Annotated in this window: 11 protein-coding genes; 9 read left to right on the forward strand and 2 right to left on the reverse strand. The window is 65.5% G+C overall.

Annotated elements, in window-relative coordinates:
* On the forward strand, positions 1 to 1,061 hold a 1,061-nt coding region (locus ABFE16_03665), incomplete at its 5' end, for a hypothetical protein (protein ID MEN6344374.1).
* 181 nt (positions 1,062 to 1,242) lie between these two features.
* The gene (locus tag ABFE16_03670; protein MEN6344375.1) at positions 1,243 to 2,553 is read left to right on the forward strand and encodes a PQQ-binding-like beta-propeller repeat protein; all 1,311 of its coding nucleotides are present in this window, start codon (positions 1,243 to 1,245) and stop codon (positions 2,551 to 2,553) included.
* Positions 2,554 to 2,643: 90 nt separating this feature from the next.
* Here the strand turns inward: ABFE16_03670 and ABFE16_03675 are convergent, their stop codons facing one another.
* A complete protein-coding gene (locus ABFE16_03675; GenBank protein ID MEN6344376.1) occupies positions 2,644 to 5,301 on the reverse strand; it encodes a glycoside hydrolase family 95-like protein in 2,658 nt (885 codons plus the stop codon).
* A gap of 162 nt (positions 5,302 to 5,463) precedes the next feature.
* Between ABFE16_03675 and ABFE16_03680 the strand changes: the two genes are divergently transcribed.
* A complete protein-coding gene (locus tag ABFE16_03680) occupies positions 5,464 to 6,423 on the forward strand; it encodes an alpha/beta hydrolase (GenBank protein MEN6344377.1) in 960 nt (319 codons plus the stop codon).
* Between the two features lie 62 nt (positions 6,424 to 6,485).
* Complete coding sequence (gene secG / locus ABFE16_03685) at positions 6,486 to 6,746, forward strand: preprotein translocase subunit SecG (GenBank protein ID MEN6344378.1); 261 nt, start codon at positions 6,486 to 6,488, stop codon at positions 6,744 to 6,746.
* 104 nt (positions 6,747 to 6,850) lie between these two features.
* Here secG and ABFE16_03690 read toward each other — a convergent pair whose 3' ends face one another.
* Complete coding sequence (locus ABFE16_03690; GenBank protein MEN6344379.1) at positions 6,851 to 7,903, reverse strand: Gfo/Idh/MocA family oxidoreductase; 1,053 nt, start codon at positions 7,901 to 7,903, stop codon at positions 6,851 to 6,853.
* Between the two features lie 183 nt (positions 7,904 to 8,086).
* Here ABFE16_03690 and ABFE16_03695 point away from each other — a divergent pair, with 183 nt between their 5' ends.
* The 5 genes from ABFE16_03695 to ABFE16_03715 all read left to right on the forward strand — a co-directional run.
* Positions 8,087 to 9,037, forward strand: a complete 951-nt coding sequence (locus tag ABFE16_03695) for an aldo/keto reductase (protein MEN6344380.1) — start codon at positions 8,087 to 8,089, stop codon at positions 9,035 to 9,037.
* Positions 9,038 to 9,160: 123 nt separating this feature from the next.
* Positions 9,161 to 10,138, forward strand: coding sequence for a glycoside hydrolase family protein (locus ABFE16_03700; GenBank protein ID MEN6344381.1), 978 nt, complete (start codon positions 9,161 to 9,163; stop codon positions 10,136 to 10,138).
* A 75-nt stretch (positions 10,139 to 10,213) separates the two neighbouring features.
* A complete protein-coding gene (locus tag ABFE16_03705; GenBank protein ID MEN6344382.1) occupies positions 10,214 to 11,578 on the forward strand; it encodes a hypothetical protein in 1,365 nt (454 codons plus the stop codon).
* 62 nt (positions 11,579 to 11,640) lie between these two features.
* Positions 11,641 to 14,400, forward strand: coding sequence for a right-handed parallel beta-helix repeat-containing protein (locus ABFE16_03710; protein MEN6344383.1), 2,760 nt, complete (start codon positions 11,641 to 11,643; stop codon positions 14,398 to 14,400).
* 60 nt (positions 14,401 to 14,460) lie between these two features.
* Positions 14,461 to 15,502 (forward strand): hypothetical protein (locus ABFE16_03715; GenBank protein MEN6344384.1); only part of this gene is annotated, 1,042 nt, incomplete at its 3' end.

Consider the following 15,502-nt stretch of genomic DNA (forward strand, 5'->3'; position numbering starts at 1 on the left):
CCGACTGGGCGCAGGAACAGTTGGCAGGCGTCCGAGGTGGCGGCAAGTCACGCATCTACAACAGCGGCGCCTTCACCGGCCATGACTACTACTGGGAGCTCTCCTGGCTGTACCTGGGCATCAACCGGCAGACACCTCCCGACGGGAGCAAGCTCGACCTCCTTACCAGCAGCTACCGCATGCCCCTGGTCGTCATGGACATCGCCCTCGACGCAGCGGGCAAGGGCGTCTACGAGGTCCGCAATCGCTGCCCCGGCCTCTCTGTGCCGGGATACCACAACAAGGTGGCCGAGTACCGTCTCCGCACCGACACCGGCGGCATCCTCCGCTACAGCTACTGCACGCCGGAGTTCATCCTCGGCTGCAGCCTCTATGAGCCGCGGCCCCTTGAGGACTGGGCGCTGATCAGTTCGCAGGGACGCTGGCTCGGCGCCATCGTGGCGGGCAGTCGCGACCTGCGCATCGTCCCCCACTGCGGCGTACAGACCTGGGATCGGACCTACCAGCAACACTGGGCGGTCCAGAGCAAGGGCACGCTGATCTGCCAGCGCTGGGCACCCAGCACCGGCACCGACTTCATGCGAGTCTGGTATGCGCAGGGCTTCACCAACCGCGTCGAGCGTGACGGCTGGGTCTTCGTCGAGGCACCGGGCGCCTATGCTGCTGTGCGTCCGGTCACGGGCACCTACAAGTGGGAGCCCGCCGGACCCAAGGACCGCGCCGGGGAGTGGCTGGTCTGCTCCGACCCGGACACCCCGCTGATCCTCACCCTGGTCCGCAAGGTCGACGTCGCCGACTACGAGACCTTCCAAGGCCGGATTGCAGCGCTCCCGGTGAGCTTCGACGGCAAGGTTCTCACTCACACAAGCTGGTATGGCGATGCCCTGCGCTTCTTCGCCGACCGTAGCGCAGCACCGCAGATCAACGGTGCTCCCGTCGACTACGCTCCGCCTCGCACCTTCGACAGCCCCTTCCTGCGCAGTGACTGGGACAGCGGCGTCGTGACCCTCAGCAAGGGTGAGCGACGCCTGGTCCTGGACTTCACCGCAAGGGAGCCCTGATCTCCAGGCCGAGACGTTACAGTGACCTTGCGGTCGGCTGGCGAACCTCCCGTCTGGCACTCTCGTCAACCCTGACAGGCAGGGACAGGACTGCGTGCTGCCGAAGTAGTGGTAGCAGTCTGGTTTGGCTCAGTCCGTCCCGGCCTGCTGAGCATGATCCTTGCGTGAGGAGAGTCTGCCGATGACACGGTGTATCACCGACAGAAGCCTTGGTGTCGTTCTTGCCGTCTGTGCTCTTGTGTTGACCGGATCTTGCGCTCGGGCCGACTGGCCGCAACTGCTCGGTCCCACGCGCAATGGCATATCCACGGAGACGGGACTCGCACGTTCCTGGCCCGAGGGCGGGCCACGACTCCTGTGGCAGACCACCGTTACCGACGGCTACAGTGGCCCGGCGGTCTATCAGGGCAAGGTCTACGTGACGGACCGCGTGCCCAAGCAACAGGACCTGCTACGCTGCCTCGATCTGGCCACCGGCAAAGAGGAGTGGCGCTACGCCTATGACGCTCCGGGCATGATCTCTCAGGACGGCTCGCGCTGCACGCCGGCCGTCAACGAGAAGTACGTCTTCTTCACCGGGGAGTTCGGTCACCTCACCTGTCTGGACCGTGCCACGCACCAACCGGTCTGGACGAAACAGCTCATGACCGAGTATGAGGGTAAGCGTGCGGAGTGGGGCTGCGCCCAGTGCCCGGTGCTGTACAAGAACACCGTGATCCTTGCCCCGCAGGGGAACAAGGCCGGCGTCGTGGCCCTTGACCAGGCAACCGGAGCCGAGGTCTGGATCGCCGACCTGCCCGGCAACCCGGGCTATGTCTCGCCGATGCTCGCGACCGTGGAGGGCGTCGACCAGATCCTCGCCATCAGCGTGCCGCAGCGCGGCCGTGGTCCCCGTGGCGGCCAGCCAACTCCCAGCACACCGGGGGTTGTCCTCGGCCTCGACGCCGCCACCGGAAAGGAACTGTGGCGCTTCACCGGCTTCCAGTGCCAGATCCCCATCGCCGCTCCCATGCCGGTCGGTGACGGTCGCTTCTTCATCACAGGCGGCTACGGCGCAGGGTGCGTCATGATCCGGGTCACTCGCCAGGGCGATACCTTCAGCGCCTCCCAGGTCTTCGCCACCCAGGCCGCCGGAGCGCAGATCCACATGCCCGTGCTGTACAAGGGCTACATGTACATCGTCAGCAACGACAACTCGCGCGCCGATGGCCTCGTGTGCATGGACCTGGACGGCAACCTCCGCTGGAACACTCGCTACAGCCCCAACTTCGAGCGCGGCGGCATCATCGAGGCGGATGGTATGCTCATCGTCATGGACGGCGACAAGGGGATGCTTCGCCTGGTCGACCCCAACCCGGACGCCTACAAGGAGCTCGCTGGCGCTAAGGTGATCGACGGCAAGCGCACCTGGGCGCCGCTGGTGCTGGTCGACGGCAAGCTTCTCCTCCGCGGCCAGGCCGAGCTCAAGTGCTTCGACCTCAAGGCGCAGTAGCCTCGATTTCCTCGGGCCTCAAGACGCCAAAGGAAAGGGGAGCCCTTCTGGGCTCCCCTGACTGCTTCTCCGAGTCTGTGCGCAGTCTGCCTACCCGGCCACCGGCACCAACCGCAAGCGCTGCAGGTTCATCAGTCCGCCGCCGGGCAGCTTCACGGCCCGCACCTTGATCGTCACCTTGCCCGGTGTTGTCAGGGCGACCGTCCCGAGCTTGTACTCCTGGAAGGTGTTCCAGGACCCGGTGCTTTGCACCTCGCCGATGAGTTGCTGTCCCCCGACCTCCACGGCAAAGGTGCGGCCGCTCGACGGGCTAGAGTAGGCGGCTGAGAGCTCGAAGGTCCCCGGTCGCTGCACCACCACGTCCCAGGACACCCAGTCTGCCGCGTCGACCCAGTGGCCTATATCGTCCAGCGTCGCCGTCTTCTCGTAGAACAGCGCGCTCCCGTGCAGCGTGGCCCTCGCAGCGTGGAGGTCGAGGCTGCCGTCGGCAGACTGCGGCACTGGCGGCTTGCGAGGACTCCCGTAGGGGTTCATCGTGGCGGCGTCATGCGCGACCGGCGCCACCTCACAGGCTTCGGCAGAGCCGGCCGCCCTGAGCGTCACAGACTCCCCGGCGCCCAGGGCCAGTTCCCACATCCCGGCGCCGAGGTCCTTGGCCTTGCCTGCTGCCGGTCCTTGCACCTGCACCGGTCCCGCGAGGTCGGCCTTCAGACGGCACGGCTCGCCCTTCAGGCTCTCCACCTGCACCCACTGCGTCTTTCCGCCCTGCCTGCTCGCACTGACCAGGAAGGCACCCTCTCCCCGCAGTCGATGGAAGGTGAGGTCGGGCCACGAGTCCGGAGCTGCCGGGAACACCCGCAGTACACCACCCCAGCTTTGCAGCAGCAGTTCATGCAGGGCCTGCGCAGCCGAGAGCGGCGTCTCGATCACCGGCCCGGCCTCAAGGTACATCGTGTTCGGCTTCACATAGCGGTCGAGGAACTTGCCCAGGTACCCGGCGGCCTCCTCACCGCGCCCCATCTCGGCGGCGATCCCGGCGGCGCCCGTGAAGGAGTACCCCTGCAGCGCGCCCTCGAAGCCGATCCAGTGTCGCAGCGAGGTCTCGATCAGCTTCTGGCTCTCCGGCTGCTCCCAGGTCACCAGCCGCAGCGGGTACACCATCAGCAGGTGCGAGAAATGCCGGTGCGACTGCGCAAAGGGCACCTCCTTGCCGATCATGAGCCCGTTGGCATCGGTGGGATACGGCGTCAGCCGCTGGAGCACTTCCGTCCAGCGCGGCACAAGCGGGTCATCCAGCTTGAGGCGCCGGCTGGTCTCGATCAGCGTCGTAAGCCCCCAGCGCAGGAGCGACAGGTCATAGTTCGTGTCGGCGGCCTTCTGCGGATACTCCGGCGACACCGACACCGGAAGATGCAGGTACCCGTCAGGTCCCTCCTGCAGCAGATGCAGGTAGTAGCCGACCGCCCGCTTGAGCAGGGGGAACAAGTGGGTGCGCAGCCGCTCGTCATCGCCCGCGTAGCGACACTGCAGCCAGTAGTTGTGGCAGGCCCAGGTGAGGTTCCCGCGCTCATCACCCACCGACCCCAGGCAGTCGTAGGTGGTCACGCGTCCGACTGCGGCCGAGTCGCCGCGCATAGCTTCCGGCGCGTTCTTGATGAGGTTATCAAAGCCCGCGTCCATCATCCGGCATAGCGACTCGCCAATCTCCAGCCGGTTCGCCGTGTACACGGGCCAGTAGGTCAGTTGCAGGTTCAGATTCCACCAGATCGCCGGCCAGGGCGTCGTGCGGAACCAGGGCCCCATCAGGTCGATCGCCGGTCGATCCGCTCGCGTCGCCGAGGCCAGCTTGTACATCTGGATCCAGTAGAAACTCTCGACGCGGGCATCGGGCACCGAGACGAAGCTTTGGGGGTAGTAGGCGTGCCACCACTCGCGGTGCGTCTTGGCCAGAGCCTCAAGGCCAAGCTGCGCTGCCTCATCGACGGCCTTCACGGCCTCCTGCGCGCCACCAACCTGCGGGAAGCTGTCGCCGAGGCTGATCACCCGCAACCGATGGCCCGGCCCGAGCACCACATCACGCCACGCGACCGCATACTCGCCCCCACTGGTGCGAGGCTGAATCCACACGAGGGTCTCCCCCACCGTCTCCTCGCGTGCCTCGGGGTTCGGGTTGTTCACGGGCTGCTTTTGGTAGACAAGCCGCGGGTTCACCGGCAGCCCCGGTCTCCAGGACCAGGCGCACTCGCTCTCGTCGCCGGTGGTCTGCAGGTCGACGAGAACCACGTTGCGCTGAGCGTGGGCCAGACAGTGGAAGGTGATCGTCCCACGGTCGGTGGTGAGCTTCCCGTCCGCCTCCGCGTTCCACAGGTCAAGACGCATCGTCCCCGACTGGATCTTCCCCACCGGGTTCAGCAGCATCTCGCCGATCTGCAGGCGGTGGTTGCCTTTGGGCTGGTGCTCGCAGACATCGCTGCGACCGAGGTCCCAGCGCAGGGGTCCGGCGGTGTCCTGGTAGATCATGGCGCCGACGAGGCCGTTTCCGACGAAGGCTCCCTCATGCCATGCCCGCGGGAGGCTGTCCCAGACAAGGTCCTGACGACTCATGAAGCTGGGCCAGTCGATCCGGTCTTGCACGGTTCCCTCCTGTGCGCAGCAGAGCATCGGGACTCCCAGCCACGCGATCACCGAGGCCATCAGCCCGAGGCCAAGGGCTACTGACGGAACGCACCGACGGTGCGGACGGTACATGCTCGCTCACCCTTCCCTGGTTGCGCCACTCGATGTCGACTTCTCCAGCGATAGCCTTGTGCCCTGCGTGGGTGTGGGGCTCACCTTGACGCTCCCGGGGTGCCCGGCTACAATCAGGCTCCGATTCGTTGGCAATATGCTCTCCTGGGCGAGGCAGTGAAGATGAACCAGCACCGGACACGACGTGCCTGGCTCCTGGCCCTGTCGGCACTAGGCCTCGCTCTCATCTCGCAGGGCTGTGGTGCTGCCTCCACGCCCACCTGGGACCAACTCCAGGCCTTCTACGCCTATGACGCCACGCAGCCCCTGGAGGCCAAGGCGGAAGAGCCCCAGGACCGCGGGATCATGACCGCCCAGACGGTCCATTTCAGCAGCATCAACGGCCAGAGAGTCCCGGCGCTGCTGTGCCGACCGAAGACCCCGGCCAAGCCCAAGGTCATTCTCGCTCTCCACGGCCTCGGCGGCGACCGCAACCAGGGCACCATGATCCTGGCGCCGCTCGTGTGCCCGCTGGGGATCGCCGTGATGAGCATCGACGCGCCCTTCCACGGTGAGCGAAAGGTCGAGGGCAAGCAGGTGTTCTCCTCCGATCCGGTCGCTACGGGAGCAGCCTTCCGCCAGGCCATCGTGGACAACCGACGTGCCATCGACTACCTGAAGACACGCGACGACCTCGACACGGATCACCTGGTGCTGGTGGGGATGAGTCTGGGCTCTATCATGGGCACGATCGTCACAGCCGTGGACCAGCGCATCGCCGCACCGTGGCTCATCGTCGGAGGCGGGAACCTGCCCGAAATGTTCAACCGCTCACAGATCGGCCTGGTCAAGAAACTGCGCAGCGAGATGGGTGACCTGGAGCGCTTCGCCGACCAGTTTCCCTATATCGACCCGGTGAGTTTTTCGGGGCACATCTCGCCGCGGCCGCTACTGATGCTCAATGGTCGGACCGACAAGATCATCCCCAGTGTATGCAGTGAGGCGCTGTTTGCGGCAGCACGTGACCCAAAGACCATTGTGTGGTATGATGGAGGTAGTGGCGAGGGGCACATACCGCCGCTGAAGGTGTTCTATGAGCAGTTACGCGCCTTCCTCGAGGCTCAGGGTCTCGCAGGGAGCTGACAATCTAGAAGCGGCGGGTCCTTGGCCTTGCCCATGCGCACCGTCCGACTGGAGGCCCTGACGTGGGCACACATGTCTTTACCGTCCCTGAGATGATCTTCGGCATCATCTCCCTGATCAGTGGCATCGCACTGGTCCTTTCGGTCATGTTCCAGACCACCAAGGCGGAGGGCTTCTCCGCTGCCATGGGCAGCGGCTCTGAGACGCGCTTCAAGCCGGGCAGCCGCGAGGAATGGCTCTACAAGATCACCCGTGTGAGCGCCGTGATCTGGATCCTCTCCCTCGCCATCATGACCGCCATGTACTACCGCATTCAGGGCTAGGGTCTGGCAGCGATCTACTCAGTCTTCCCGTAGTCACCTCAGGGAGCGCCTACCATCGGCGCTCCCTACTTCGTGCCGGCTGTCTGTTGGTCCTCTTCAGCCTGTCAACGTCTCTTCTCCAGCAGGCGCACATACTCATCCGCGACCTCGAGATCCTTCACCGCATCCCACACTGACACTCGCGGAGTATCCTCGCCGCGGAGGCAGCGGACGAAGTGCCGGGCCTGCTCAAGGAAGCACCAGTGCGGCGGCAAGACCGGCCGGATACTGGTCTGCGTCGCCGATGAGAAGACGTCCAGCTCTCCACCACGCTGGCGCGCCAGGGGTGCCGGGACGGACAGATCCACCTTGCCGGCCTCGAACACCACCCGATAGCTTTCCTCCCAGCCGTTCTTGAGCCCGTAGCCCTGCATTTCCAGCACCACCGGCACTCCGCTCTCCGACTCACCAGCCAGCACCGCCTCCGTGGGGTCGACGTAGGTGACGTGCCAGTCCTCCCCCAACAGGTAGCGGATCAGGTTCACCTGGTGAATGTAGTAGTTCACGAAGGAGTCGTACTTGCGCTGCATCTCCGGTGAGAGGTGCTCCGGCGGCGCCTCGGGAGCTTCGCCCTCGTAGCTGACTGGTGCATCCGGGCCACTTACAGGCCTCTCGATGTCGAAGGTCCAGTTCCCCGGCGGCATCAGGGCCCGCAGGTAGCGCATCGATCCCACTTCGCCACTGGCCTGCCACTGGCGAAGCGTCTTCACGGCCTCCTGCGTTGCGGGCAGCGAGCGCTTCATGTAGCCCACGTAGTACACGACGCCCTGACGATCGGCCAGCTCTGCCAGGCCCCGTGCGGTGTCGGTGCGCAGGCACATGGGCTTCTCGGTCAGCAGAGGCAGGCCGGCCTGGAGAACCTCCGGCACCACCGCATGGTAGAGTCGGTAGGGCATGACCGCCACCACTGCATCAAGCTCCTCGGCCGCCAGCATCGCCCGGTGGTCAGGGTAGACGTGCGCGATGCCGAACTTGTCCGCCACCTGCCTCGCCGTCGCCTCTCTCCCCTCCGCCAGCGCAACGACCTTGCATTCCGGAATCGTCACGTAGTTCTCAAGGTGCGCCTTCTGGCCCATGAAGCCGGCGCCGATCAACCCGATCCTTACTGTCTGCGGCATGGCTGTTCCCTGCCTTGATTGTAGATGGGAGTTCGTGAGGAGTAGACCGCCGCATCGTCGCGAAGGCCGTCGCTAGTGCGCGGCATTTCACCGGGCGGGCACTACGCTCCTTCACACTGGGCGGCAGGTTGCGCAGCCTCTGACGCGGAACTTCGCTACACCATATGAACAAAGGAGGCGACCATGGTGAAACGACGCGAGTTCATCTCCACCCTAGCCGGTGCAAGTCTTGGTGCAGCGGCGGCCGGTACGCTCGGTGCCGGTGAGGCGCAGGCTGGAACCGGGATCATGAAACGTGCCTATGGAAACACGGGACGCGCGCTGTCCATCCTGGGGCTCGGTGGGATCGTGGTGAGCCGCCTCGAGCAGTCCGCTGCTGATGACCTGGTCTCCTGGGCCATCGGCAAGGGCATCAACTACTTCGACGTTGCGCCCAGCTACGGCGATGCGCAGGATCGTCTTGGCCCGGCGCTCAAGCCCTATCGAGACCGCTGCTTCCTCGCCTGCAAGACCGGCAAGCGTGACGCGGCCGGAGCACAGGCCGAACTGGAGCAGTCCTTGCGGGTCCTCCAGACCGATCACTTCGACTTGTACCAGCTTCACGGTCTGACCAGCGTGGCAGATGCGGAGAAGGCTCTCGGCCCCGACGGTGCCCTCGAAGTGCTCCTCCGGGCGCGCGAGAAGGGTCAGGTCCTTCACGTGGGGTTCTCGGCCCACAGTGTCGAGGCAGCCCTCAAGGCCCTCGACGAGTTCCCCTTCGACAGCGTCCTGTTCCCCTTCAATGCCGTGTGCATCGAGAACGGCGGCTTCGGCCCGCAGGTCCTTCAGAAGGCCGCTGAGAAGGGCGCGGCATGCCTGGCACTGAAAGCGATGGCCTGGACGCCGGTCGCCGCGAAGGCGCCACGCAAGTACCCGAAGTGCTGGTATCAGCCGCAGGACGACCCGGAGTTGGCAGCGCTGCTCCTACGGTATACCCTCGACCTTCCCATCGTCGCTGCGGTGCCTCCGGGCGATGAGAGGCTGTGGCAGATGGCCGTCGAGGCGGCGCTGAACTACAAGCCTCTGAGCGAGGCCGAGCGGGCGAGTCTCAAGCAGCGCATCGCAGGCGTGGAGCCCATCTTCAAGATGAGCTGACAGTCTGAAGGCATTGGCCAGGAGAGTATGCGCGTCGCGTAACGCACAGGGATTGGGTGGGAGATCGAGCTGTACGAGGTGAAGGCCGGTCAGTAGACGGCATCCCTTCCGGAGGTCGCAGTGATGGATTTCGGGTCTTTGCTTCTGCCCGTGCCGCGTCGCGCGGTATTCAGCATGGACAACTGGTATGTGTGGTGTGGCAGTGCCGTCCGGGGCCAGGACGGGCTGTACCACCTGCTCTTCTCCCGCTGGCCCAAGGCAGAAGGCTTCGGCGCCTGGGTGACCCACTCCGAGATCGCCCAGGCCGTGAGCGCCGACCGTCTCGGTCCCTACGAGTTCCAGGGCGTCGTCCTTGCGGGCGCCGGCGGGGATGCCTGGGATCGCGATGTCACTCACAACCCGACGGTCCTTGCCGCCGGCGGCCGGTACTACCTGTACTACATGGGCAACTACGGCAACGGCGAGTTCTGGAACCACCGCAACAACCAGCGCATCGGCGTGGCCGTCGCAGATCATCCCAGCGGGCCCTGGCAGCGCTTCGACAAGCCGGTGCTGGACGTGGCTCCCGGCTGCTGGGACTGTCTGATGACCAGCAACCCGACCGTCTGCGAGGGGCCTGACGGACGCTTCGTCATGGTCTACAAGGGCGTCGGCGATGGTCCGATGCCTAAGGGCGGAGCAGTGCTCTCGGGCGTGGCCTCTGCCGACACCCCCCAGGGTCCCTTCACGCGCTTCCCGGAGCCGATCCTGCGGAACCCCGAGAACCCCTGGGCGGTCGAGGACGGCTTCGTCTGGTACCAGGACGACCGCTACTACCTGCTCATCAAGGACTTCCAGGGGTACTTCACCCAGGCCGAGAAGGGCTGCATCGCTCTCTTCGAGTCTCGCGACGCAGAGCGCTGGCAGCTCTCCGGTCCACAACCGGCCGTGAGTCGCGAGATCCACTGGGAGGACGGACAGGTCGAGCACGTGAATAACCTGGAGCGGCCGCAGCTCCTCCTTGAGGAGGGCGTGCCGACAGCCCTGTTCTGTGCCTGTGCGCCCGAAGGTGAGGGCTCGCCAGAATACTCCTTCAACGTCGCCCTCCCGCTGCGACACTGATCGTCGCCGCACCCGAAGCCTGAGTACGGGCCGGTAGCGGCCCGATCACTGCGAACACTGGAGTTGCCGACCGCTATGCCGGATTCCCTGCCCGTCCGTGAGCTGTACTGCCCCTCCCACTTCGGCAACAGCTACGAGGTCGCCCTGCCCCGCGAGATGGGCGAACTTCTCTCCGAGGCCCGCTTCTGGGGCTTCAACCGCTTCGCCGATTGGTTCGATACGATCGACCTGTACGATGTCTACCGCGGCCCGCACCGTCTGTACAACATGCCGGAGGCGATGTGGGAGCGCAAGTTCTCGAACTTCACCGTCGCCGACAAGCTGGGCCTCGACCTCTCGCTCGTCATCACGCCGAACCACGTGTTCTCCGACCAGGTCACTCCGGAGAACGAGGCGGTGAAAGGCGAGCACGTCTTCGGCCAACTGGTCTGTCCCTCGAAGCCGGGCGTCACCGAGATGATCGTGCGCAACTACCGCAACCTCTTCGAGGACTTCGCCCGGCGGGGTCTGAAGCTGCGCTCTCTGGAGGCCTGTCCCTACGACTACGGTGGCTGCGACTGCGATGCCTGCAAGCCCTGGATCGTCGCCTTCGGCAAGCTCTATCGGGAGATCGCACTGACCGCCAGGGAGGTCTTCGGCGAGATCGAGGCCGGCCTCATCGGCTGGTGGTGGAGCGACGACGACCACAAGGCCTTCACCGAGTGGGCCGAGCGCGAGGCTCCGGGCTTCTTCCCCAGCTTCGCCCACTACATCCTCTATGGCTCAACCAGCTACACGCAGCGCCCGATCCCGCAGGGCACCCGTGACCGGGCCTTCGTGCACATCGGCTACGGGGAGAAGCGCGGCCTCGATGTCTACGGTCACTGGGGTGCGCCCATCGCGCCGACGCGGATCGAGACTACCGTGCGAGAGCTGTTCGCCCGCGGGGCCGAAGGCTACTGCGCTTACTCCGAGGGCATCTGCGACGACGTCAACAAGGCCCTGCTCGCAGGCCTCTCCTCGGGGCAGTATGCCAACGCCGACGAGGTTCTCCAGGCCTATGCACAGCGCTATCTCGGGTCCGACACCGAGGGCTGGGCTCAGTGGCTGCGCAGCATGGGCGACGTGTCCTCCGTTGACCCGGCTGAGGCACGCAAGCTCTTCGATCGCCTGGCTCAGGGGGCCTCTCCCGATTGGCGGCTGGAGCAGCTTGACCTGCGTCTCGTGATGACCGAAGCGGATGCCGAGGTCCGCCGGCACACTGCGTGGGACTCCGAACGCCTGGCGGCCGCGGAGCGCTTCTGGGCAGCCAAGGAGCGACTGTATCGCTGGGTCTGGCGTCTGGGACTCCTGCGGCACATCTTCCGCTTTGAGATGAACGCGCCGGACTGGTACGCCGACTACCTGCAAGCCAAAGGGCAACGGGACGCTGCCGAGACGAAGATCAGGCCGGACGCATGACGTTCCCCGCGTGGAGACGCATGCTACCAACACCTGCTCTCTGCACCGGGAGGTCCGTTGCAATGTCTCGACGTGCCCTGCCTGTCCTGCTCGCCGTGCTCTGCGTCGCTTCCGCACACGCGGTGACCTTCTACGTCTCGCCCGAGGGCAAGGACTCGTGGTCCGGGCGCTTCCGCGATTTCCAGACGGGAGGCAAGGACGGCCCTTTGGCGACTCTGCAGGGAGCCCGTGACGCCGTTCGCCTCCTCACGGCCGCCGGACCGCTCACCGAGCCCGTGCGCGTGATCTTCGCCGACGGCGTGTATGCTCTCCCGCAAGCCGTGGAGTTCCGGCCCGAGGACAGCGGCACCGCCTCCTGTCCGATCACCTATCAGGCGGCCACGGGTGCCCATCCGGTCTTCTCTGGGGGACGAACCCTGACCGGCTGGAAGCCGGGACCTGAGGGTGTGTGGTCCTGCCAGGTCCCGGAGGTCGCAGCAGGCAAGTGGTACTTCGAGCAGCTCTGGGTGAACGGCCGCCGTGCGGTTCGGGCACGCACTCCGAATCTGGGCACCTTGCCGGCCAGCGCGGGTGCTCAGGCCGGTTACCCCAACTGGGACGACCTGAGGTACTTCCTCCTGGTTCGGCCTCTGACGAAGGGCATCGACCCCGCCACCGGCACGGCAGTCGACCTGACACAGAGGGGCTTCGAGGCGCGTCCCGAGGACCTCGCTTCGCTCACCAAGCTCACGCCGCAAGAGCTCCATGACGTCCAGGCCATCGTCTACATCAACTGGGAGACCTCGCGCCGGCCGATCGACTGGATCGATCCAGCGGCCAACACAGTCGCCCTGCGCGGAAGGGTGAACTGGGCCCTGTGGGGTGGTCAGAGGTATCACCTTGAGAACTACCGCGGAGCCCTCGACCAGCCTGGAGAGTGGTTCCTCGACCGCAAGGGCACGCTCTCCTACAAGCCGCTGCCGGGTGAGGACATGACGCGGGCCGAGGCCATCGCACCAGTCAACGATCGCTTCCTACGCATCGCCGGTGACCCCTCGGTCGGGATGACCGTTGAGCACCTGCGCTTCAGCGACCTCACCTTCCGCTACAGCCAGTACGTGACGCCCGAGGGTGGCCAGGGCGACTCGCAGGCCGCCTTCAGCATCCCCGCGACGGTCATGGCCGACGGGGCCCGGGACATCGTCTTCGAGCGCTGCGAGGTGTCGCACATCGGCATCTACGGGATCTGGTTCCGCCAGGGCTGCCACGACTGCCGAGTCCGTCACAGCTACTTCGAGGACATGGGTGCCGGCGCGCTTCGTGTCGGCGAGGGCGGTATTCCGGCGGACCGGGGCATCGTCTCGAGCCACATCACCTTCGACAACAACATCGTCCACAGCGGCGGCCGCCTCTTCCCCGGTTGCTGCGGAGTCTGGATCGGCCAGAGCCCCGATAACCGCGTCACCCACAACGACATCAGCGACCTGTACTACACCGGGGTGTCCGTCGGCTGGCGTTGGGGCTATGCCGAGAGTCTCGCGGCCCGCAACCGGATCGAGTTCAACCATATCCACCACTACGGTTGGGGCGTGCTCAGCGACATGGGTGCCGTGTACACCCTTGGTCCCCAGCCGGGCACCACGGTCAGCAACAACCTCTGCCACGATGCCTACTCCTACACCTACGGCGGCTGGGGGCTGTACACCGACGAGGGCAGCAGTGACATCGTGCTGGAGAACAACCTCGTCTACAACACAAAGAGCGGCGGGATGCACCAGCACTACGGGATGCGCAACCTCATGCGCAACAACATCTTCGCCTACTCCCGCGAAGCCAACGTCATGAGCTCCCGCTCGGACTTGCCCAACAGCCTGACCTTCGAGCGCAACCTCGTTCTCACCGACAATGGCCAGCCCCTCGGCGGCCGGTTGGACAAGGCCAACTTCACGCTCAACCGCAACCTCTACTGGGACACCTCGGACAAGGGAGCGCTGTTCTACGGAAAGGACTTCAAGGCCTGGCAGGCCTCAGGCAAGGACGCCGACTCCCTCGTCGCCGACCCGCTCTTCTTTGACCCCGCGAAGCATGACTTCCGGCTCAAGCCGGGCTCGCCCGCGGAGAAGATCGGCTTCAGGCCCTTCGACTACACCCAGGCCGGCGTCTACGGGAACCCAGCCTGGGTCGCACGGGCCCGGTCACTGACCTACCCGGAGCTGGTGCTGCCACCCACTCCTCCTCCACCTCCGCCGCTCGTGGTCGACGAGGATTTCGAGCTTCTCGGAGACGGTGCCACACCTGCCGGCATGTCGGCGTACCGGGGGTCAAAGGGTGGCTATGCGGGAACCACGGGTGACCTAGGCGCTGGAGGCAGCAAGCACTGCTTCCGGGTTCAGGACGCACCGGGTCAGGACAACCCCTGGGATCCGCACTTCTACTACAACCCGAACCACAACTCGGGGCGCACGCGCTGCAGCTTCGACCTCTACCTGACCGCAGGCGTCAACATGTACCACGAGTGGCGAAGCTGGGACGTGAACCCCTACCGCGTCGGCCCCACCTTCACCATCAAGGGTGGTCAACTCGAGCTGGACGGCAAGCCGGTACTCGCCCTACCGGAGGGCCAGTGGGTTCACTTCGAGGTCGTGGCGCAGGTCGGCAAGAACGCTGACGGCACCTGGAGCCTGTCCGTGACCCTTCCCAGTCGCACTCCACAGCGCTTCACGGGCCTGAAGACTCAGCATGCCGACTTCGCCAACGTGACGTGGCTGGGCTGGAGCAGCATGGCTGATGAGAAGACCATGTATTGCATCGACAATCTCAAGCTGACCAACGAGACGCTGTAGTGCCCACTGACGCAGGCTTGCGCAAGTGAGTGCTCGGTGACCCGGAAGGAGCGCTGCACTATGACCCGCAGACTCGGCGCAATCCTCTGCCTCACCCTGATGGTTCCCGCCACGATAGCCTTTGCCCAGTCGGCCAACGTCTCGCTTGCGGGGATGCAACTGGCCTACTCCCTGGGCTTCGAGGCTGAGGTCAGCACCCTTCGCGGTGCCGACAACGGCGTGGACGCCACGCTGGTTGCCTTCACCAAGACCGGCGAGGAGCGTCGCCTGCTGGCGCTCGGAGCGCCGGTAGCGGCCTCGCTATCCTCCGCGAAGGCTCTGGCGCTCCGCTACCGCTTGAGCATGGAGAGCGGCAAGGCTCCGCGCCTGTGTCTCATGCTCTTCGCCGGTGATGGCGCCTGGTACCGCACCAGCGCCGCTCCACTGACGCCCCGAGGTTTTGCTGAGACGCGCCTGGCGCTAACGAGCATGAGACCGACGGCCTTCAGTTCCGATCAGGCGGCGAATCCGCCGCTGGACAAGATCGACCGTGCCTGGATCGGCTTCCTCTTCGATGGTCCCGCCAGGGGCTCCATCGCAGTCAGTGCCGTCCGCTTCACCGATGAGCCCTACAAGCCGACCAGCCCACTTCCGGTGAACCTCCTCGGCGCGAATCGCTGGGAGGTCGGCAAGGACCCCGCAGTGACGGCCTCAGTCACCATGCCCGCCGAGGGTCCCGGTGGTACGACCTGCTACCGTCTCGACGCCAAGTTCCCCGTCGGGCCGCACATGTTCTGCAATCCGGCCCTATCTCTGGCGGGTCTGGAACTGGACGGCTACACAGGCCTGCGGATCACCTACAAGGCCAAGCTGCCGGGCAACATCAACGGCCTCCTTCTGATGCTGATTGAACAGAACGGCGCAAACTACTACGCCGATCCTGCGCCCGCGGCCACGGCGGAATGGAAGACCATCACCCTTCCTCTGTCCAGCTTCAAGCTCGGCGCCTGGTCAAAGGATGACAACAACCGCTTCGACCTGACGCAGTTGACGCGCCTCACTCTCGGCGTCCATGGCCAGGCACGGGGAGACGGCACCATCGAGGTGCTGGTCTCGCAGGTCG

This window comes from Armatimonadia bacterium (assembly GCA_039679385.1).
GTDB lineage: Bacteria > Armatimonadota > Zipacnadia > Zipacnadales > JABUFB01 > JAJFTQ01.